At 67.2% G+C, this 19937-nt stretch carries 14 protein-coding genes; 9 read left to right on the top strand and 5 right to left on the bottom strand.

All coding sequences use genetic code 11. The features are described 5' to 3' along the window. Positions 1-15: 15 nt before the first annotated feature. Together ITX31_RS04635 and ITX31_RS04630 are read left to right on the top strand one after the other, a co-directional pair. Positions 16-654: a TetR/AcrR family transcriptional regulator gene (locus ITX31_RS04635; protein WP_194782257.1), complete on the top strand. Its 639-nt coding sequence runs from the start codon at positions 16-18 to the stop codon at positions 652-654. Continuing rightward, positions 651-2288: an MDR family MFS transporter gene (locus ITX31_RS04630; protein ID WP_194782256.1), complete on the top strand. Its 1638-nt coding sequence runs from the start codon at positions 651-653 to the stop codon at positions 2286-2288. The genes ITX31_RS04635 and ITX31_RS04630 overlap by 4 nt, the downstream gene beginning before the upstream one ends. 82 nt (positions 2289-2370) lie before the next feature. On the opposite strand, the gene ITX31_RS04625 is transcribed toward ITX31_RS04630, so the two are convergent. After that, complete coding sequence (locus ITX31_RS04625) at positions 2371-3501, bottom strand: VIT1/CCC1 transporter family protein (protein WP_194782255.1); 1131 nt, start codon at positions 3499-3501, stop codon at positions 2371-2373. A 333-nt stretch (positions 3502-3834) separates the two neighbouring features. On the opposite strand from ITX31_RS04625, the gene ITX31_RS04620 reads away from it, so the two are divergent. The 4 genes from ITX31_RS04620 to ITX31_RS04605 all read left to right on the top strand — a co-directional run bounded on the left by ITX31_RS04620 (position 3835) and on the right by ITX31_RS04605 (position 10623). Continuing rightward, entirely contained in the window at positions 3835-5586 is a 1752-nt protein-coding gene (locus ITX31_RS04620; protein ID WP_194782254.1) for a long-chain-fatty-acid--CoA ligase, read from the top strand. 13 nt (positions 5587-5599) lie between these two features. Then, the gene (locus ITX31_RS04615) at positions 5600-6760 is read left to right on the top strand and encodes an AI-2E family transporter (RefSeq protein WP_194782253.1); all 1161 of its coding nucleotides are present in this window, start codon (positions 5600-5602) and stop codon (positions 6758-6760) included. 243 nt (positions 6761-7003) lie between these two features. Next, positions 7004-7582: a helix-turn-helix domain-containing protein gene (locus ITX31_RS04610; protein WP_194782252.1), complete on the top strand. Its 579-nt coding sequence runs from the start codon at positions 7004-7006 to the stop codon at positions 7580-7582. A 41-nt stretch (positions 7583-7623) separates the two neighbouring features. Further along, on the top strand, positions 7624-10623 hold the full coding sequence (locus tag ITX31_RS04605; protein WP_194782251.1) for an alpha-mannosidase: 3000 nt from the start codon (positions 7624-7626) through the stop codon (positions 10621-10623). On the opposite strand, the gene ITX31_RS04600 is transcribed toward ITX31_RS04605, so the two are convergent. After that, a complete protein-coding gene (locus tag ITX31_RS04600; protein ID WP_228528952.1) occupies positions 10583-12283 on the bottom strand; it encodes an FAD-dependent monooxygenase in 1701 nt (566 codons plus the stop codon). The two genes, ITX31_RS04605 and ITX31_RS04600, sit on opposite strands and share 41 nt — an antisense overlap. A gap of 152 nt (positions 12284-12435) precedes the next feature. Between ITX31_RS04600 and speB the strand changes: the two genes are divergently transcribed. The 3 genes from speB to ITX31_RS04585 all read left to right on the top strand — a co-directional run bounded on the left by speB (position 12436) and on the right by ITX31_RS04585 (position 16750). Beyond that, positions 12436-13407, top strand: coding sequence for an agmatinase (speB, locus tag ITX31_RS04595; protein WP_194782250.1), 972 nt, complete (start codon positions 12436-12438; stop codon positions 13405-13407). Then, positions 13404-15056 carry a thiamine pyrophosphate-binding protein gene (locus tag ITX31_RS04590; protein ID WP_194782249.1) on the top strand — a complete coding sequence of 551 codons (1653 nt, stop codon included), beginning with the start codon at positions 13404-13406 and terminating at the stop codon, positions 15054-15056. Before speB ends, ITX31_RS04590 begins: the two co-directional genes overlap by 4 nt. 113 nt (positions 15057-15169) lie before the next feature. After that, the gene (locus ITX31_RS04585; protein ID WP_194782248.1) at positions 15170-16750 is read left to right on the top strand and encodes a Na+/H+ antiporter; all 1581 of its coding nucleotides are present in this window, start codon (positions 15170-15172) and stop codon (positions 16748-16750) included. Between the two features lie 35 nt (positions 16751-16785). On the opposite strand, the gene ITX31_RS04580 is transcribed toward ITX31_RS04585, so the two are convergent. Genes ITX31_RS04580 through ITX31_RS04570 form a run of 3 tightly spaced genes read right to left on the bottom strand, consistent with a single transcriptional unit; the run spans position 16786 to position 19866 of the window. Then, entirely contained in the window at positions 16786-17925 is a 1140-nt protein-coding gene (locus tag ITX31_RS04580) for an FAD-dependent oxidoreductase (RefSeq protein ID WP_194782247.1), read from the bottom strand. Then, positions 17922-18671 carry a class I SAM-dependent methyltransferase gene (locus tag ITX31_RS04575; protein ID WP_323745582.1) on the bottom strand — a complete coding sequence of 250 codons (750 nt, stop codon included), beginning with the start codon at positions 18669-18671 and terminating at the stop codon, positions 17922-17924. Before ITX31_RS04575 ends, ITX31_RS04580 begins: the two co-directional genes overlap by 4 nt. Positions 18672-18675: 4 nt before the next feature. Next, positions 18676-19866, bottom strand: a complete 1191-nt coding sequence (locus ITX31_RS04570) for a type III polyketide synthase (RefSeq protein ID WP_194782246.1) — start codon at positions 19864-19866, stop codon at positions 18676-18678. Between the last annotated feature and the right edge of the window lie 71 nt (positions 19867-19937).

The following is a 19937-nucleotide window of genomic DNA, read 5'->3' as shown; positions in this document are numbered from 1 at the left end:
TGACAAAGTAGTTCGGTGAGTCAACTACTTTCCCTCCGCGATCGAAAGCGCGCCGAAACCTGGGCAGCGCTGCATGCGGCTGCGGCAACACGCGCCCTGGGCGAGGGGCTGGAAGGCGTCAACGTCGAAGTAGTCGCTGAGGAGGCAGGCGTTTCCGCCCGGACCTTCTTCAACTACTTCCCGTGCAAGGAAGACGCCGTCCTGGGGCTCCAGGAACCCTCCATAGAGCCTGAGATGCTGTCGGCGTTCAACATTGAAGGGGACCTCCTCGCGGAAGTCAGCCGCCTGATGCTCGCCGTCGCCCGCACCATTCAGGGCGGGGACGACTCAGCCGAGCTCCGCGGACGGATCTATGAGGCCTATCCCCACCTGCGCCACCGGCGCTACCAGTACATCCTCAAGGTCGAGCAGCTTGTCCTTGAGACGGTTCGCGGTCAGCTCGCCGAGTCCCGGCGCTGGCGCGAACAGCCGGCCGGCTCGGCCTGGCAGGGGCACGACGTCGACGACGTCGCCTTCACCATCGTCCTCACCGCCAGCACCCGCATGCGCCACGTGATGCAGAAAACCTGGTCCAACCCGACCGCCACCGCCCAGTTCAAGGCCCTCGATCAGGGCCTTGACCTTCTCCGAGACGTCTTCAAGGAACTCCTATGACGAATTCAGCTGCCGCCGCAGCGCCCGCAAGCCACGGGAAAAAACCCAGCCTCGTGCTTGTCTTCACCGCCCTGGTCCTGGCCATGCTCCTGTCGGCGCTGAACCAGACCATCCTTGGCACCGCCCTTCCCACCATCGTGGGTGAGCTCAACGGCGCCAACCTCATGCTTTGGGTCATCACCGCCTTCATCCTTGCCTCCACGGTGATGATGCCCATCTACGGCAAACTGGGCGACCTGATTGGGCGGAAGTACCTGCTGGTCGCTGCGATCGTCATCTTCCTGGCCGGTTCCGTGGTTGGTGCCCTGGCACCGGACATGGCCTGGCTGATTATCGCAAGGGTAATCCAGGGCATCGGCGCTGGTGGACTGATGATCCTGTCCCAGGCCATCATCGCCGACGTCGTGCCGGCACGTGAGCGCGGCAAGTACATGGGCTGGATGGGCGGCGTGTTCGCCTTCTCCTCGGTGGTGGGGCCGCTGATCGGCGGCTGGCTCACTGAGGGGCCGGGCTGGCGCTGGACGTTCTGGTTCAACATTCCCGTGGGCGTGCTGGCACTGCTTGGCGCCCTGTTCTTCCTGAAGCCCCGTGCGGTCACTTCCCGGCCCAGGATCGACCTGTGGGGGATGGTCTTCATTGCCCTGGCCACCACCGGGCTGGTGCTGGTCAGCAGCTGGGGCGGCAGCACCTACGCGTGGAGCGACCCGGTGATCCTGGGCCTGATTGGCGGCACGATCCTCGCCGCCGTCGTTTTTGTCATGGTTGAACGCCGGACGGCTGAGCCCATCATCCCCATGGAGCTCTTCCGTGACCGCAACTTCAACCTGGCCACAGCCTCCGGCCTGCTCACGTCCGTGGCCATGTTCGGTGCGATCGGATACCTGCCGACCTACCTCCAGATGGCCACCGGTGCCAGTGCCACCGAGGCCGGCATGCTGATGATCCCCATGATGGGTGCCCTGCTGTTCAGCTCGGTACTGTCCGGATCGCTGGTTTCCAAGACCGGACGCTACAAGTGGATGCCCATCGCCGGCTCGGCGATCATGATCCTGGCGCTGGTGCTGATGGGTTCCATCGCGGCCGACTCCCCGGTCTGGCAGCTGTGCGTCTACATCGGCGTCCTGGGCCTGGGCCTGGGGCTGAACATGCAGATCCTGGTCCTGGTGGTGCAGAACTCCTTCCCGATGCGGCAGGTTGGAACCGCCACCGCGGCGAACAACTACTTCCGCCAGATCGGCGCCACGCTGGGCTCCGCCGTCGTCGGCAGCCTGTTCGCACACCGGCTTTCGGACCTGCTGGCGGAGCGGCTCCCGGCCAGCGCAGCCTCGGCGACCGGCGGCGGCAACTCGCTGACCCCAAAGCTTGTCCACGAGCTTCCGGAAGCAATCCAGGACATCATTATCCGGTCCTACAACGAGGCGCTCATCCCGTTGTTCCTGTTCATGGTTCCCATGGCCGTGGTGGCGACGATCCTGTGCCTGTTCATCAAGGAGAAGCCGCTGGCCACCCGCCTTGAACCTGAGGTCATGCCTGAAGCAATTGGGGAAGGCAACGTGCTGATCAGTGCCGATGACGCGGGCAACGGTCCAAGCACCACCGAGCTGCGGCAGGTCAGCGCACCGACGTCCCGCTGACCCCCCCCGAACATCGAGATGACAGAAACTGCCCGTATGAACGCTCATACGGGCAGTTTCTGTCATCTCGATGGGGTGCGGGCTAAGCCACCGTGGTTCCGAAGATCATCCCCAGAACGTAGGTCACGGCGGCGGCCCCGAGGCCGATGCCCAGCTGGCGCAGGCCGCGCTTGAGCGGGGAAGCTCCGGAGAGCAGGCCCACGACGCTGCCGGTCAGCACCAGCGCGATTCCCACCAGGGTGCAGGAAAGCACGACGGCGGCGAGTCCGCCCATTCCAAACAGGTAGGGAATAACGGGGATGACGGCGCCGGAGGCGAAGAAGCAGAAGCTCGAAACGGCGGCGCCGAGGCCGGTGCCGACCGTCTCATGCTCATCGGTGCCGGCTGCCTCCATCTTTTCCGGCTGCAGGGACAAGGACGGGTCGCAGTCGCACGTGTACAGCCCCATACGCTCCGCCGCCCGGTGTTCGGCGGCTTCCCGGGACATGCCGCGGGCCCGGTAAACCAGGACCAGCTCATTGGCATCGATGTCCAGGGACTTGGCGGCAGACAGCGTCACCTGGGTGGGCTTGGAGGCCTCCAGCAGCTCCCGCTGGGACCGGACGGAAACATACTCGCCGGCGCCCATGGACAAGGCTCCGGAAAGCAGGCCGGCAATACCGCTGAAGAGCACGAAGGTACTGGAAACGCCGGTCGCGCCAATGCCCATGACCAGGGCCAAGTTGGAGACCAGCCCGTCATTGGCGCCAAACACTGCTGCCCGGAAGTTGCCGGAGAGCCGGGTGCGGCCGCGGGTTGCCAGGCCGCGCACCACCTCTTCATGGATCTGCTCATCGGCGGCCATGGCGCTGGTGGCGTTGGGATCATCGCTGTAGGGGGAGCGTCCTTCCGCGCGCTGCGCGAGGGCCAGCACGAACACTGACCCGAACCGGCGCGCCAGCAGACCAAGCATGCGGTTCCGCAGGGACGGGCGCATGGGCTTGTCTGCTTCCGGGCCGAGCAGCTGGCGCCAATGCTCCTCATGCCGGCCTTCTGCCTCGGCCAGGGCCAGCAGGATGTCCCGCTCTTCTCCCTCACGGCGTTCGGCGAGATAGCGGTAGGTGGCTGCCTCGGCCTGCTCGTCGGCAAGGTACTGCCTCCAGCGGCGGCGGTCGGCCGGGCTCGGCTTGGGGTGCTCAGGGGGCGGCTGCCCCTGGGTTGGTGGGTTTTTCACACGCGCTCCTGGTCATGGCCGGAGCAAACAGGGAGGGCTCCGGCCAGCTTCTACGTCTGGCCGAAGGTCTCGCTCGCCCCGGTGGCGTGCACCGCGGGTGGACTGCCGGGCTGCATGCGCAGCCAGTATGTCGACAGGCCTCGGTTCGAATTCCAATTTCGATGCGGCCGGAGCCGAAACTAAGATTGGAGGTGTACCGGAGCTACTCCCCTTCAGCCTTCAAGTGTAGCCCAGGCCAGCAGCGATTCCGCTTCGGAGGGGAACCCAAATGCGGCTGGTCCCCGTTCCATCCGGGTGCATTGCTCCCGTCCAGCAAGGGATAGAGTTCAAACCGTGAGTAGAGCTTCCAAGGGATTTCCTGACATCCACCGGCCGTGGACACGCCACTATGCCGAAGGCGTGCCGCAGGACCTCAAGCTGCCCAAGGGGTCGCTGGTGGACATGGTGGAAGAATCCGTCAGCAGGTACGGATCCAAGCCCGCCCTGCAGTTCTTTGGCGCCACCACCAGCTACCGCAACATGGGGGAGCAGATCAGGCGCGCCGCAGCGGGCCTGAAGCGCCTCGGCGTAGGGCCCGGAGACCGTGTTGCCCTGGTCCTGCCCAACGCGCCGCAGCACGTGGTTGCCTTCTACGCCGTCCTGCGCCTGGGCGCGGTGGTAGTGGAGCACAATCCGCTCTACACCGACCGCGAACTGCGCCACCAGTTCGAGGACCACGGAGCAACCGTGGCCATCGTCTGGGACAAGGTGGCGGACAGGATCCAGTCCCTGCCCGCAGACATTCCGGTCCGGACCATCGTGTCCGTCGACCTGATCAGCGCCATGCCGCGCACCACCCGGCTGCTCCTGAAGCTTCCCCTTCCCGCTGCCCGCCGCAGCCGCAGCGCCCTGGCCCCGGACAAGAAGCCCCGCAGTGCCGGCCGGCGGGTCCTTGAATGGAAGGAACTGCTGGATAACCGGCCGCTGCCGCGCCGCTTTCCGCACCCCACGGCGGAGGACCTCGCCGCCATCCAGTACACGTCCGGAACCACGGCAGCGCCCAAGGGCGCAATGCTCAGCCACGCCAACCTCATGGCCAACGCCGCGCAGGGCCGGGCCTGGATTCCCGGGATCCGGATGGGCAAGGAAACCGTCTACGGCGTGCTGCCCATGTTCCATGCCTACGGCCTGACCCTAAGCCTCACCTTCGCGATGAGCATTGGTGCCAAGCTGGTCCTGTTCCCGAAGTTCGACGTGGACCTGGTCCTGAAGGCGGCGAAGAAGACTCCGCCCACCTTCCTCCCGGCTGTGCCGCCAATCTACGACCGCATTGTTGCCGGTGCGCAGGAGCAGGGCCTATCCCTCAAGGGCGTCCGCTTTGCAATTTCCGGCGCCATGAACCTCCCCGCCGCGACGGTGGACGCCTGGGAAAAGGCCACCGGAGGCTACCTGATCGAAGGATACGGCCTGACGGAAACCTCGCCGGTGGCACTGGGCAACCCCATGGGGCCAACCCGCAAGGCCGGCACCGTGGGTGTTCCCTTCCCGCTGACGGACATCAAGGTGGTGGACCCGGAAGATCCCACCAGGGAACGCCACCGCGGCGAAGCCGGCGAGCTGCTGATCCGCGGACCGCAGGTCTTCCAGGGCTACTGGAACAAGCCGGCCGAAACGCGGGCAGCACTGCTCGACGGCGGTTGGTTCCGTACCGGAGACATCGTCTCGGTGGACGACGACGACTTCGTGACCATCCGGGACCGGATCAAGGAACTGATCATTACCGGAGGGTTCAACGTCTCACCTTCCGAGGTTGAGGAAGCGCTGAAACGCCACCCTGCGGTTGCCGAGGCCGCCGTCGTGGGCCTGACCCGCACCGGAGGCGGAGAAGACGTGGTAGCCGCCGTCGTCGCCCGTCCGGACATGGAATTCGACGCTGATGAACTGCGTTCCTTTGTGCGGGCGGAACTGGCGGCCTACAAGGTGCCCCGCCGCATCGTGCAGATCCCGGACCTGCCCAGGTCCCTGATCGGCAAGGTGCTCCGGCGCCACGTCAAAGAGTCTCTGCAGCACAAGGGAACCGGCCACGAGGCCGGACCCACAACCTAGACAGGGGAAATCCATGGACAGCCAGCCCGGCTCAAGTCCGAACGAGTCCGAGCCGAAGCGGCTGGCCGGATACTGGAACGACGGCCTCGGCCATGCAGCTGTGCGCTCAGCCCAGCTGCTTCTGGTCCTGCTGCTGGTCGGAGTGGCCGTTTACGGCCTGACGCGGGTGACCCTGGTGGTCATCCCGCTGCTGCTTGCCCTGATCCTGGCCGCTGCAATAGCGCCCTTCGTCAATTGGCTGCGCCGCCGGGGCTGGCCGGGGGCGCTGGCCACCGGCACATCCTTCCTGCTGCTGCTGGCCGTGTTCGGCGGGCTTATCACGGGAATCGTCTTTGCGGTGCGCAGCGAGTGGTCCTCGCTCGTGGACCAGGCAGCTGCCGGGTTCGACGAGCTGTACTCGATGGTCCAGGACAGTCCCCTGGCCCTCGACGACTCGGCCATCTCCGATGCCCGGGACGCCGTCCTGGACTTCGCGACCTCCTCCACCGCGGGAAGCGGCGCGATCGCCGGGCTCTCCGCAGCAGGGTCCTTCGCCACGGGGTTCGTCCTGATGGCCGTGGTGCTGTTCTTCTTCCTCAAGGACGGGGACAAGATCTGGGCGTTCATCCTGCGCTGGTTCCGCGGGGAGCGGCGGGAGAAGGCAGCCCTTGCCGGAGTCCGCAGCATGGAGGTGCTGGGCGGTTATGTCCGCGGCACAGCGATCGTTGCCGCCGTGGATGCCATCTGCATCGGTGCCGCACTGTTCATTCTCGGCGTGCCGCTGGCGCTGCCGCTGTCCGTGATCGTCTTCGTTGGATCCTTCATCCCGCTGGTCGGTGCGACGGCGGCCGGTACCCTCGCTGCGCTGATCGCCCTCGTGGCAAACGGGCCGGTCGTGGCCCTGATCGTCGTCATCGTGATCATCGCCGTGAACCAGCTCGAGGGAAACTTCCTGCAGCCGGTGGTCATGGGGCGGACCTTGAGCATCCACGCTCTGGTCATCCTGCTGGCGCTGACCGCCGGCACGATCCTCGCCGGAATCATTGGCGCGATCCTCTCGGTTCCGCTGGCCGCCGTTGGCTGGGCAGTAATCAAGGTCTGGATCGGCGAAGACACGGGCGATCCCCACGAAGTGGCAGAGGTTGCTTCCCCGGCGCAGGATGCGGATTCAGCAGACCACCCGGCGGAGAGTTGAAGCACCGGGGCCGGACGGGCAGGGGATGAACCGTCCGGACCCGGTGCGGTACTGGGGGCCGGTTTATCCGGCGTTGTAGGTCACGAAACTATTGTTTACCCACGCTAGTGGTCGCCTGAGGCGCGGGTCAATTAGGGTGAAACGTAAAGCACGCCAACTCCGCGGCGCAGGCAACGCCTTCCGGATCTCCCGGCGGGACCGGATGGCAGGAACTGATACGGGAACGAAAGGACGGCTGCCCGGATGAAGGCTCTCTCGGTCGAACCAAGCAACGCGCCGATTGCCATCGGTTCCCGGATCCGCGCCGCACGGCAGGCACGCCACCTGACCATTGAACAGGTAGCTGACTCCACCGGACTTACCAAGGGGTTCCTCAGCCGGGTTGAACGGGACCTCACCTCGCCGTCAGTGGCTTCGCTGGTTACGCTCTGCCAGGTGCTTTCAATCTCCATCGGGGACCTGTTCCTGCCGCCGCAGACCACGCTGGTCCGCTGGCCCGAGGCGCCGGGCGTCAACCTGGGCGGCAACGGCATCAACGAGCGTCTGGTCACTCCGCGTACTGAACGCCGCGTGCAGGTCATCCGCTCCGAGATTGTTCCCGGCGGCACCGGCGAGGCCGACCTGTACTCTGTGGACTGTGACGTGGAGGTACTGCATGTCGCCGCCGGGCGGCTGGAACTGATCTTCACCGCTGAGACCATGAACCTCACGGCCGGGGACACCGTGACATTCCCCGGCAAGGAGCCGCACTCCTGGCGCAACCCGGATCCCGATGCCTCCGCCGTCGTGATCTGGACGCTGGTCAGCCCCGGCTCCGCCTAGGTCCCTTCCCAACCGGGCGGCGCGTCGCGCAGAGTGGGCGCATGCATCCGGACCGCGAACTGACCGAACGCCGCCTTGCCCGTTTCCTTGCCCAGCGGTTGCCGCCGCATCTGTGGACCGCGCCGGAGCCGCTTCAGGCCGCGGCCTGGGATGCCCCGGCAGAACCGGTGTCCTTCGCCGATGCCGCAGGGCAGGACTACCGGCCCGTAACCCCCGGCACCCGCTGGGGCAGGCCGTGGGGAAGCACCTGGTTCCGCCTCACCGGGACGGTTCCGGCGGCAGCGCCCGGCTTCCTTCCGGAGGCACTGATCGATTTGGGGTTCAGCACCGACATGCCCGGCTTTCAGGCCGAGGGGCTGGTCTACAACGCCGAAGGGGACGTGCTCAAGGCGCTCGAATCGACCAGCATGACGGTCCCGCTGGAACAGGAGTCCGGCAGCAGCATCCTGCTCTGGGTGGAGGCGGCGGCCACCCCGAACGTGATTGGAGACTTCAGCTTCCTGCCCACGCCGCTGGGCGACCCGGACACGGCCGGCACTGAGCCGCTGTACGTCCTGCGCCGGGCAGATACCGTCCTGCTGGATGTCCAGGTCTGGAACCTTGTCCAGGACTTCTCCGTGCTCTGGGGCCTGATGCATGAACTGCCGATGGACTCTCCGCGACGGCATGAACTGCTGCGGGCCATGGAACGCGCTGCTGCCGCCGTGGACCCGCAGGATGTGTCCGGAACCGCCGGAACAGCCCGGGACGTGCTGGAACCCGTGCTCAGCGCTCCGGCAGCGGCCAGCGCGCACCGGGTTCACGCCGTCGGGCACGCCCACATTGACAGCGCCTGGCTGTGGCCGGTGCGCGAGACCCGCCGCAAGGTGGCACGCACCTTCGCCAATGTGCTGGCGCTGATGGACAAGGACCCGGAATTTGTCTTCACGGCGTCCTCGGCCCAGCAGTACGCCTGGCTGCAGGAGGACCACCCGGCCCTGTTTGCCCGCGTTGCCGCCCGGGTCGCTGAAGGACGGTTTGTCCCGGCAGGCGGAATGTGGGTGGAGGCAGACACCAACCTGCCTTCCGGCGAATCGCTGGTGCGCCAGTTCACGTTCGGCAAGCGCTTCTTCCTGGACGCATTCGGCGTCGAGCCGCTGGACGTGTGGCTGCCCGACTCATTCGGCTACTCCGGGGCGCTCCCGCAGCTGATCCGCGCTGCCGGCTCGCGGTGGTTCCTCACGCAGAAGCTGAGTTGGAACGAATCCGACGCCATGCCGCACCACACGTTCCTGTGGGAAGGGATCGACGGAACCCGGGTCTTCACCCATTTCCCGCCCGTTGATACGTACAACTCGGCGCTGACCGGCCAGGAACTGGCCCGGGCACAGCGGCAGTTCCGCGAGAAGGGAGCAACGAACCTCTCCCTGGTGCCCTTCGGATGGGGCGACGGCGGCGGAGGGCCCACCCGCGAAATGCTGGCCGCCGCCCGCCGCACGGCATCGCTGGAAGGTTCCCCGCAGGTGCAGCTCTCCAGCCCTCAGGCATTCTTCACACAGGCCGAGGAAGACTATGCGGACCCGCCCGTGTGGTCCGGAGAAATGTACCTGCAGTTCCACCGCGGGACCTATACCTCCCAGGCCCGGACCAAGCGCGGCAACCGGCGCAGCGAGGCACTGCTTAAGGAAGCCGAGCTGTGGGCGGCCGCCGCTGCGGTCCGCTGCGGCACGGCCTACCCCTACCAGGAACTTGAAGCGGCGTGGAAAACCGTGCTGCTGGGACAGTTCCACGACATCCTGCCCGGCTCGTCCATCGCCTGGGTCTACCGGGACGCCGAGCGTGCCTATGCGGAAACCGCGGAGCAGCTGGAACTGATTATCCGCCGGTCCCTGCGGGCTCTGGCGCGGGAGGGTACCGGCGCGCTGGTCTTCAACGCGGCGCCCGTGGCGCTGCGGGGTATTCCGGCCATGGGAGCCGCAGCCGAACCTGCGGCGCCTGCCGCGGTTCAGATCCAGGCGTACGACGGCGGCTGGGAACTCTCCTCCGACCGGCTTACCGCCCGCTTTGGTCCAACAGGTGCCCTTTGCTCGCTGCGCGGAGGGAGCGGCCGGGAACTCGTGGTCCCCGGGGAGGATGCGAACCGGTTCCAGCTCTTCCGCGATACTCCGAACCAGTGGGATGCGTGGGACATCGACGCCGCGGACCGTGCCGGAGCCCTCACGCTTCGCGGCGCCCTTACCCCGGACGGGGACAGCCTGGTGCTGGACTGCAGGTTCGGCAGTTCGTCGCTGCGGGAACGGATTTCGCTGAGCCCCGACGGGCGCGCCCTTGACCTGGACATTGAGGTGGACTGGCAGGAGCGGCAGAAGCTGCTGAAGCTCGGCTTTCCGGTGGCCGTGCTTGCGGACCGGGCCACGGCTGAAATCCAGTTTGGGCACATCCAGCGCCCCACCCACCAGAATACGTCCTGGGACCACGCGCGCTTCGAGGTTCCGGCCCACCGCTGGGTGCACGCCGGGGAGCACGGCAGGGGAGTGGCCCTGGCCAATGATTCAACGTACGGCTACGACATCACCCGGACCGGTTCCAGGGACGCGGGCACCGGGACCCTGCTGCGGGCCTCACTGCTGCGGGCGCCGCTGTTTCCGGATCCGGGGGCGGACAAGGGAGTGCACCGCCTCCGGTTTTCGCTGCGCCCGGACGCCACGGTGGCCGAAGCGGTGCTGGAAGGGTACCGGCTGAACCTTCCCCCGCGCACGGTCCACGATGCCGGTGCCGGAAGCGTGGCTCCGCTGGCTGTCCTGGCGCCCGGGAGTGTGCTGGTGGAGACGGTCAAGCTCGCGGATGACCGCTCCGGGGACGTGGTGCTGCGGCTCTACGAGTCACTCGGAGGGCACACCAGCGCCGTACTTTCTGCCGGGTTCCCGGCCCGCGCCGCCGTCCTGACGGACCTGCTGGAACGCCCGGAGGCAGCGGACGCGCAGCTGCCCAGGCGGAAGGACGGCCGGTGGGAGCTTGAGTTCAGGCCGTTTGAAGTGAAGACCGTGCGCCTGCACCGGTAAGCCGTTCAAGATAGGCCACCGCGCCGTTGACGTCCGTTCCGTTGGACCGGTACCCGATGTACCCGTCCGGCCGGATCACCAGTACCTCGGGCCGCCGGGCGGACAGGCCAAGGCGCTCAAACGCCAGCCCACTGACGTCTTCGATGATGCCGGGGCCCGAGGCCGTGAGCGTGCTGCCCACCACCAGGCGCTGCACGTTCAGCAGCGGGCCGAGGCCGGTCAATGCGGCGTGCAGCTGGTGGGGAGCGTCCTCCGGCCAGCCCGGCCCGGTGAGGAGGATGTTGAAGCCCGGAGCGGAGACCAGGTCCTGCAGTCGCCGTTCTTTCTGCTGGTAGTGCACGACGGCGTCCGGCAGCCGGTCTCCCGGCCGCGGTCCCGAGGCGAGTGCGGCCGGCAGGCGGTTGGTGCCGGCGGCGGTCATGGTGCTGCCGCGGTAATGGATGCCTAGCTGGGACATGGTGCGGAACGCACGGGCGCGAAGGCGCTCGCTGGATGCCAGGGACGGGGCCAATGCGGGCAGCAGCTTGGTGCGGGGCAGCTTTGCCAGGGCGCTGCGGCTGGTTGCGAGCTTGAAGAGGCGGTCAGTGAAGCTGACGATTCCGCGCGCCACGGGCCGGCGTTCGGCGTCATAGCTGTCGATCAGCTCGTCGGAGGCCAGGCCGCGGGCGCCGAGGGCAAGTTTCCAGCCGAGGTTCAGCGCGTCCTGGATTCCGGTGTTCATGCCCTGCCCGCCCACGGGGGAGTGGACGTGCGCGGCGTCGCCGGCAAGGAACACTGAACCGGACTGGAAGAACTCCGCCATCTGGTGGGACAGCCGGAAGGAGCTGATCCACTTCGGGTCATGCAGGGTGAGTCCGCCGCCGGAGAACTTGTCCGCGATGCCCTGCAGGTACTCGAGGGTGACGGCGCTGGTGTCTCCGCGCTCCCTGAGGCTGATCATTCGCCAGGACGCCGGGTTTCCCAGCGGGAAAAGCACCATGAAGCCGTCACCGGTGGGGTAGGCGTGCACGGCGCCGGGGGCCACGCCGTCAACTTCCAGGTCCGCCAGGACAAACGTGTCTGCGTAGCCGGATCCGCGGAAGTCCATGCCTGCGCGGCGGCGGACGGTGCTCTCCGCGCCGTCGGCCCCCACCACGTAGCGCGCCCGGATCCGGTCGATGCCGCGGTCCTGCCGCTGGACCCGGGCTTCCATGCCCGCGAAGGGGTCCTCGGGGTCCAGGCGTTCGAGTTCCAGGAGCTCGGCTCCGCGCTCAACGCGGATTCCGCGGGCGCCCAGGTAGTTCAGGAAGATCCGCTCGGTTTCAGACTGGGGCAGGAAGAGCAGCTGCTGGTGGGCCGAGTCTTCGATTCCGATGTCGAAGAGGCCAATCTGGACCGTTTCGTCCGGAAGGTGGAGGTGAAGTTGATGTGCCGGGGTTCCGGCTCGCGCCATCTCCGTGCTGATCCCGAAGGGCCGCAGCGCCTCCAGGGTGCGCGGCTGCACGGCCAGCGCCCGGGACTGGGTCGAGGGACCCTGCCTGCGGTCGATGATCCTGAAGCTCGTTCCATAACCGGCGAGTTGCGCCGCGAGGGCGAGCCCGGTGGGCCCGGCACCCACGATCAGGACATCGACGTCGTAGTTCATTCCATCATTGTTCGCATAGGAAACCCGGTCCGCCATAGTCACAGCCTAGTCTTGACGCCGACGGCTGTTCCACTTTAGCCTTCCGATAAACATTTGATGCCTATTTGATAACTTTGGCCGCCCCGCCGGGTAGGCTCGGAATCCAGGCGCCAGACCCTTAGCGAAACCGGAGAAACACAACAGTGGACATGTCCCAGAACCAGCCGCGCATCAACTCCAACGGCAAGGTAGGCCCCATCGACGCAGCCCAGGTTCCGCGTTATGCGGGCGCCGGGACGTACGCGCGTCTCCCGCGCCTGGACGAAGTGGGGCACGCCGACGTCGCTGTTGTGGGTGTCCCGTTCGACACCGGTGTCTCCTACCGCCCCGGCGCCCGCTTTGGCGGCAACCACATCCGTGAGGCCTCCCGCCTGCTGCGTCCCTACAACCCGGCGCAGGACACCTCCCCGTTCGCGAACCTGCAGGTCGCTGATGCCGGTGACCTGGCGGTTAACCCGTTCAATATCAACGAAGCCATCGAAACCATCCAGGCCGGGGCCCTGGACCTGACCGAGGGCGGCACCCGGCTGCTGACCCTGGGCGGTGACCACACCATCGCCCTTCCGCTGCTGCGTGCAGCAGCGGAACGCGCCGGCCAGCCGGTAGCCATGCTTCACTTTGACGCCCACCTGGACACCTGGGACACCTACTTCGGTGCCGAGTACACCCACGGCACCCCGTTCCGCCGTGCGGTGGAGGAAGGGATCCTGGACACCGAGGCGATCTCCCATGTGGGCACCCGCGGACCGCTGTACGGCAAGAAGGACCTTGACGAAGACCGCCGCTTCGGATTCGGCATCGTGACCAGCTCGGATGTGTTCCGGCAGGGCGTCGATGAGGTTGTCGCGAAGCTGCGTGACCGGATCGGGAACCGGCCGCTCTACATCTCGGTGGACATTGACGTCCTGGACCCTGCCCACGCCCCCGGCACCGGCACCCCGGAAGCGGGCGGCATCACCAGCCGGGAGCTGCTGGAGATCCTGCGCGGCATGCGGGGGATGAACCTCATTGGCGCCGACGTCGTGGAAGTTGCCCCGGCCTACGACCATGCGGACATCACTGCCGTAGCCGCCTCACACGTTGCCTACGACCTCATCACGCTCATGAGCCTCGAATCATGAGCACTGAACCCGGAGCCGAGGTGCGCAACGGCGGGGACCTGGTGGTCGAAACCCTGGAAGCGCTCGGCGCAACCACGGTCTTCGGCATTCCGGGCCAGCATGCCCTGGGCCTGTTCGATGCGCTCTCCCGCTCCACGCTGGAGTTCGTCTCTTCCCGGGTCGAAAACAACGCCGCCTTCGCCGCTGACGGTTTCAGCCGTGCCACCGGCCAGGTTGGCGTCCTGTTCCTCTCCACCGGCCCCGGCGCCCTCACCTCCCTGGCCGGGCTGCAGGAGGCCTACGCCACCGGCGTGCCCATGGTGGTGGTCGCCAGCCAGATCCCCATCGAGGGCCTTGGTGCCCGGCGCCGCGGCATGCTGCACCAGCTCGATGACCAGAAGGCATCCGCGGCAAACGTCACCAAGAGCCAGCGCCTGATCCAGCATGCCTCCGGAATTCCGTCCGCCATCCAGGACGCCTGGACCGAAGCGATCTCCGCGCCCATGGGCCCGGTGTGGGTGGAAGTCCCGCAGAACGTGCTGCTGGCCCCCGTGATGGTTCCCGCCGTCGAAGACGCCCTCGCAGAGCCGTTCGACAACCCGCCGCGCAGCGAACTCGTCACCGAAGCGGTGAAGTGGCTGTCCGCCGCGAAACGGCCGGCCGTCATCGCCGGCGGCGGCACCCGCCGCGGCCGCGCCGAAAAGTCGCTGCTCTCCCTGGCCGAAAAGCTCCATGCCCCCGTGATCTGCACGCCCGGCGGCAACGGCGCCTTTCCCTGGAACCACCCGCTGTCCCTGCAGTCGTGGGTGGAAGACCGCCATGCCACGGACCTGCTGGAGGACGCCGACGTCCTGCTGGTCATCGGTTCCTCACTGGGCGAAGTCACGTCCAACTACTTCACCTTCGCTCCGCGCGGACGAATCATCCAGATCGACGCCGAACCGCGGGTCCTTGAATCCAATGGTCCCGCACTGGGCATCCGCGCCGACGCAGGGCAGGCCATGGCCGCGCTCGACGCCGCACTGCAGGTTCCGGACACTGCCCCGGACTGGCACGGCAGGACGGCGGAGGAAGTCACTGCAGACACCCTCGCCAGGATCGGTGCGCGGCTCGATGCCCAGGACCTCGGCCTTGAACGGAAGTTCATGGCGGACATCCGTGCCGCGGTTCCGGATGCGATGCAGACCTACTGGGACATGACCATCGCCGCCTACTGGGCGTGGAGCTGCTGGGATGCCAAGTCGGGCCAGTTCCACTCCGCGCAGGGTGCCGGCGGGCTGGGCTACGGCTACCCCGGTGCGCTCGGCGGAGCGGTGGGAACCCGCGAGCGTGTGCTGGCGGTCTCCGGTGACGGATCTGCCATGTACTCCATCGCCGAACTCGCAACAGCCCGCCAGCATGATCTTCCGGTTACCTGGCTCATCGTGGACGATGGTGGCTACGGCGTCCTGCGGGAATACATGGTGGACGCTTTCGGCAAGGCAACGGCCACTGAACTGGCAGGCCCGGACTTCGTAAAGCTCGCAGAATCCTTCGGAGTTCCGGCGCGCCGCACGGATCCCGCCGGTGTCCGCCAGGCGCTGGAGGAATCCTTTGCTCAGCAGGGGCCGAACGTGGTGGTGGTTCAAACCCTGCTGAGGCTTTTCGCTCCCACGCACCTGGGCGGCTAGGCATCCGGAAACCTTTCAGTTGCCGGCGGTAAAGTTACCTCAGGCAACTAGAGGAGGTTGATGGTGCTCACGGCAAACGAACGCAGCGGTGCCGCGGGAACGGGGCGCGCCGAATGGACTTCCTGATCCTGCTCATTGGCCTGCTGTTCGGCACGGTGCTGGTGGTGGGGATAGGTGAACGGGTACGGCTTCCGTACCCGGTGCTGATGCTGGTTTTCTCAGCGCTGTTCGCTTTCCTGCCGATGATTCCGGAAATCCACATTGATCCCGAGCTGATCCTGCCGCTCTTCCTGCCGCCGCTGCTTTACGCTGCTGCCCAGCGCAGCTCGTGGTCGGTGTTCCGCCTGCGGTGGCGCTCCCTGGTGCTGCTTGCGGTTGCACTGGTTGCCGTGACGGTGGGAGCCGTTGCCGGTGTGGCGTGGGCAATAGTTCCCGCCCTGGGGGTGCCTGCGGCCATCGCCCTGGGAGCGATAGTGGCACCTCCCGATCCCGTGGCGGTGGAGGCCGTGGCCGGCAAGGTGAGCATGCCGCGCCGGCTCATCACGGTCCTGCAGACCGAAGGACTGTTCAACGACGCCATTGCCATCGTGATCTTCCAGGCCGCCGTAACAGCCTCCATCAGCGGCGGGGAGGTGGGCTGGTCAATCGTTCCGAGTTTCCTGATCGGTGCCGCCGGCGCCGTGGTGCTGGGCCTGGCCATGGGCTGGCTGGTGGGCGCCCTTAACCGCTTCGTCCCAAACCTCGTGGCCCGCTCTGCGGTCACCCTGGTGGCGCCCTACGCGGTGTACGTCCTCGCGGAGGAGGTTCACTTCTCCGGTGTTATCGCCGTCGTAGTGACCGCACTGGAGCTTGGGCGCCGCGCACGGCCGCAGGACTCCGAGGAACGCCTCACCCGCACCGCGTTCTGGGACGTCGTGGAACTCCTGACCACCGGCGTAGCCTTTGGTCTGGTCGGAATCGAAATGCGGTATGTCATTGAGGACGAAGGCCGGGAGATCTTCGGATTCATTCCCGGTGTTGCCGCGGTCTGCGCCGCCGTGGTCCTGGTGCGCTTCGCCTGGATGTACGGGCTGTACCGGTTCGGCGGCACCGCGCGGCTCAACCGGGTGCCCGGTTCCCTTAAGGAAGTCCTGGTCCTGACCTGGTGCGGCATGCGCGGCCTCGCCACCCTGGCGCTAGCCCTCGCCATGCCCGCCACCACGCTGGCGGGAGAACCGCTCCCCGGCAGGAACTTCATGATCGTGTGTGCAGGAGCAGTCCTGCTGGTTACTCTGGTGCTGCCCGGGCTGACCCTGCCCTGGCTGATGCGCCGGCTCAAGCTGCCCAGCGACCACGGCGCCGTCGCCAAGCAGGAACGCGAACTGGCCCGGCGTGCCGAGCGTGTTGCCCTGGAAACCATGAAACGCTCCCGGGCCGCGGACAAGCTGCCGCAGGAACGCCGGGCGGCCCTGGCCCGGCGGATGTCCTCCCTGCACTCGATCCTTGAGCGGGACTCGGAATCCGATCCGCAGAAGATGCTGCAGATGAAGGCCACTCTGGAAGTCATGGACACGGTCCAGCGGGAGGCACTGGCCGCGGCGCGGAAGGAAGTCCTGGCCGCACGCCGGCAGTCCGGCATGGATCCGGAAGCGGTGGACAGGGTGCTGCGCCGCCTGGACCTGCGCACAGTGACGCTGGACCGCGGCGGGCACTAGGCACTGGGGCAGAAGGCCGCTGGGGGACTGGAGCACTACTGCATGGTGAACCGGCGGGCCACGGCGTCACTGAGCGTACGGGAGCGGAAAATCCCCGCCAGTACCCTGTTCCGCACCCGCATGACCGGTGCCGGCAGCGGGCGCCCCAGCGCCATGTTCAGCCGCGCCTGGGCAGAGGCAACAGCAGCGGCGCGGCGGCGGCGCCGGTCGAAGGCGGCGAGCCCAACGTCAGCGCCGCGCACCGCTGCGGCCAGCAGCGGGGCCAGCTCCGCGGCATCGATCCAGCCCAGCGTCATTCCCTGTCCGCCGATCGGACTGACCTCGTGTGCGGCGTCGCCGATCAGCACGGTGCGCCCATGGACCAGCTGCTTCAGGGCCGTGGTGCGGACCGGGAAGGCACTGAACATGGTGCTGGCCGCCGCATCAAGCGGCCGGCCGGTGCGCGCTGCCACGATCCGCGCCAGGTCCTTGGCGTCGGCGTCGGACTGCAGGGTTTTGGTATGCGCCACCCAGCGGCGTTTGCCGCCGGGCAGCGGGAAGGACTCCACGATGCCTTCCGGTTCCAGGTACAGCACCCCCACGGGCCCGTCTGCCGTGTTGTCCGGAAAATCGCCCATCAGGTATGAATCGCGCAGCAGCTTTCCGGCCGCCGGGATCCCGAGCAGACCGCGCACGGAAGACCGGGCGCCGTCGGCCGCCACCACCCGGGAGGCACGCACGGTGAAGCCCCCGCCGGCGCTGGTGCCGGCAACGGATACGCCGGAGCCGTCGTCGTGCAGCGAGGTGACCCGGTGCCCGCGCCGGAGGGCATGTGGATCGAGTTCCTCAAGGCGCGCCTGCAGCACGGATTCGGTGCGTTCCTGCGGAATCGCCAGCACATACGGGTAGGCGGTGGAGGTCTTCTCGAAGCTGAGGGAGACCAGTGTGGTGTCCCGCGTACGGGCCTGCCCCGTCCGGATCTGCACGCCTTCGGCCGCGAGCTGCGCACTGACGCCGGCCGCCTCCAGGGCTGCCATCCCCGGCGGATGGATACCGATGGCGCGGGAGTGGGAGCTTCGGGTGGTCCGTGCCTCGTAGATCCTGACCCGCAGGCCGTCCTGCAGGGCCAGGATGCCCAGGAACAGGCCCACCGGGCCGCCGCCCACAATAACGACGTCGACTTCCGGACGGTTCACTGCCCGCCCCCGGCGCGCCCGGTTGCCTGGTACAGCAGCAGGTTTTGCCACGGACGTGCCTGCAGGGCCTCCCACCCGGACGGGGCAGCGGCCCGGAACTCTTCGGCCGTGTAGCTGCGCCGGATCGAGGTCAGTCCGTCCCGGCGGATGAAGGAGCCGTGGAAGAAGGGCAGGGTTCCTGCGGAAAACAGGCCGTAAGCCCACGGGCTCCGTTCAATGTCGCTGTGCAGGGCCAGTGAGCCGGCCAGCTGTTCCGAGTCGGCGAGGATGCCATGGAATGCGGCATCGTCCAGGTGGTGCAGCACATGGTTGGAGACCACGACGTCGAACACCGCTCCTTCGGCCACCAGGTCCGAGCTCAGCGCCGCGCGGAAACTGCACCCCTCGGGAGCCGGGCGGCCGGAAGCATAGGCATGGGCCCGCGGATCGGGATCGATGCCGGTGACCTGCACGGCCAGGCCGTCGCGCCGGGCCCAGCGGGCCAGCGCACGGGCCAGGTCGCCGCCCCCGGCTCCGATGTCCAGCACCGTACCTCCGCCCCGGGCCGCCAGCACGGGCCGCACGTAGCGGCGGTAGTTCCGCCGCCAGCCGGACACCACCGCGTTGATCAGCGGGAACTGTGCGTAGGTCCGCTCCAGTCGGACAGGATCGCAGTCCGGGCGGTCCATCTCTTCCACCGCATCCGCCGCGCGCCGGCTGAGGTCCGGCGGCAGGAACGGGGGCGGATTCGACTCCAGCAGGCTCACCGCACTATCCGACGGCGGCAGCAACCGGCTCCGCCGCCAGTGCGTCCGCAGCTGCTGCGGCCCGGCTTCCGGGAACCCGGGTGAACAGGCCGGTCTCAACGGTCAGCCCCGGCCCGAACGCCATGGAGCAGATCCGCTCGTTGCCGCCGGTGAAGGGCTGGTCCAGGATGTGCTTCAGCACGAACATCACGGTGGCCGAGCTCATGTTGCCGAAGTTGCGCAGGGTTTCCCGGGCCGGAACCAGCTGTTCCTCCGAAAGCTCCAGCTTCGCTTCCACCTTGTCCAGGATGCTGCGGCCGCCGGGATGGATGGCCCAGTGCCCAATCTCGTTGTAGGCCAGCGGTGCGAGGGACGGATCCTTGGCCAGCAGCGGTTCAAGGGCGCCCACAATGTGGTCGTCAATGATGTGCGGTACGTAGGTGCCCAGCACCATCTCGAATCCGTGGTCGCCGATGTTCCAGGCCATCGATTCCTCGCCCACCGGGGTGAGCGTTGTCTCGAAGTGGTCCAGCACGATCGCGGGGCTGTCCCCGGGAAGGTCCCGTGAAGTTATGACGGCCGCTGCGGCGCCGTCCGCGAAGAGCGAGGAGCCCATGATGATGTCCGGGTCGTTGGAGGAGCGGACATGCAGCGAGCAGAGCTCGGCGCTGACTACCAGCACCACGGCGTCCAGGTCTGCGTCGCAGAAGGACTTAGCGGCGCGCATCGCCGGGAAGGCGGCGTAGCAGCCCATGAAACCCAGATGGTAGCGCTGCACCGACGGGTTCAGGCCCAGGGCCCGCACGAGCTTGTAGTCCGGGCCGGGGTTGAAGAACCCGGTGCAGGAGACCGTGATGACGTGCGTGACGTCTTCGGGTCCTATTCCGGGACAGTTTTCCACGGCCTTCCGGCCGGCTTCGATGAAGAGCTTGGTGGCCTCGGTGGCAAAAATGTCATTGCGGGTCTTGGTGGACGGCATCAGCAGCAGGCCGGTCTGCGGATCGAAGAACTGTGGGTTTTCAACCGTGGAGGAGAGGGTCAGCTCCTCGAGGGCGGTGCGGCGCGTGTCGATGTCCGCACCATTGAAGCAGGTGTTCACAAGGCGGGTCCCCAGGCGTGTGAGCCCGGGCTGGGCAGCGAAAACGTCGCGGACCTGGTCCTGCACCAGGACGGTAGAAGGGACAGCAGTTTCGAGTGATCTGAGCGTAACTGTCATCCTCCATTGTTAGGTGAACTACCTTCGGGGCACAATGGCGCGGCGCGGCGGACCCGGCGCGCCCGGCTGCT

Origin of the sequence: Arthrobacter gandavensis (assembly GCF_015355785.1) — a bacterium.
GTDB classification, from domain to species: Bacteria; Actinomycetota; Actinomycetes; order Actinomycetales; family Micrococcaceae; genus Arthrobacter_B; species Arthrobacter_B gandavensis_A.
This window is presented reverse-complemented; position numbering and strand designations above follow the sequence as displayed.

Excerpts from the sequence above, each read along its gene's own strand:
- ITX31_RS04570 (WP_194782246.1), bottom strand. The coding sequence starts at position 19,866 with ATGACAGTTACGCTCAGATCACTCGAAACTGCTGTCCCTTCTACCGTC.
- ITX31_RS04585 (WP_194782248.1), top strand. The coding sequence starts at position 15,170 with ATGGACTTCCTGATCCTGCTCATTGGCCTGCTGTTCGGCACGGTGCTG.
- ITX31_RS04600 (WP_228528952.1), bottom strand. The coding sequence starts at position 12,283 with ATGGCGGACCGGGTTTCCTATGCGAACAATGATGGAATGAACTACGAC.
- ITX31_RS04630 (WP_194782256.1), top strand. The coding sequence starts at position 651 with ATGACGAATTCAGCTGCCGCCGCAGCGCCCGCAAGCCACGGGAAAAAA.
- ITX31_RS04590 (WP_194782249.1), top strand. The coding sequence starts at position 13,404 with ATGAGCACTGAACCCGGAGCCGAGGTGCGCAACGGCGGGGACCTGGTG.
- ITX31_RS04615 (WP_194782253.1), top strand. The coding sequence starts at position 5,600 with ATGGACAGCCAGCCCGGCTCAAGTCCGAACGAGTCCGAGCCGAAGCGG.
- speB (WP_194782250.1), top strand. The coding sequence starts at position 12,436 with ATGTCCCAGAACCAGCCGCGCATCAACTCCAACGGCAAGGTAGGCCCC.
- ITX31_RS04605 (WP_194782251.1), top strand. The coding sequence starts at position 7,624 with ATGCATCCGGACCGCGAACTGACCGAACGCCGCCTTGCCCGTTTCCTT.
- ITX31_RS04610 (WP_194782252.1), top strand. The coding sequence starts at position 7,004 with ATGAAGGCTCTCTCGGTCGAACCAAGCAACGCGCCGATTGCCATCGGT.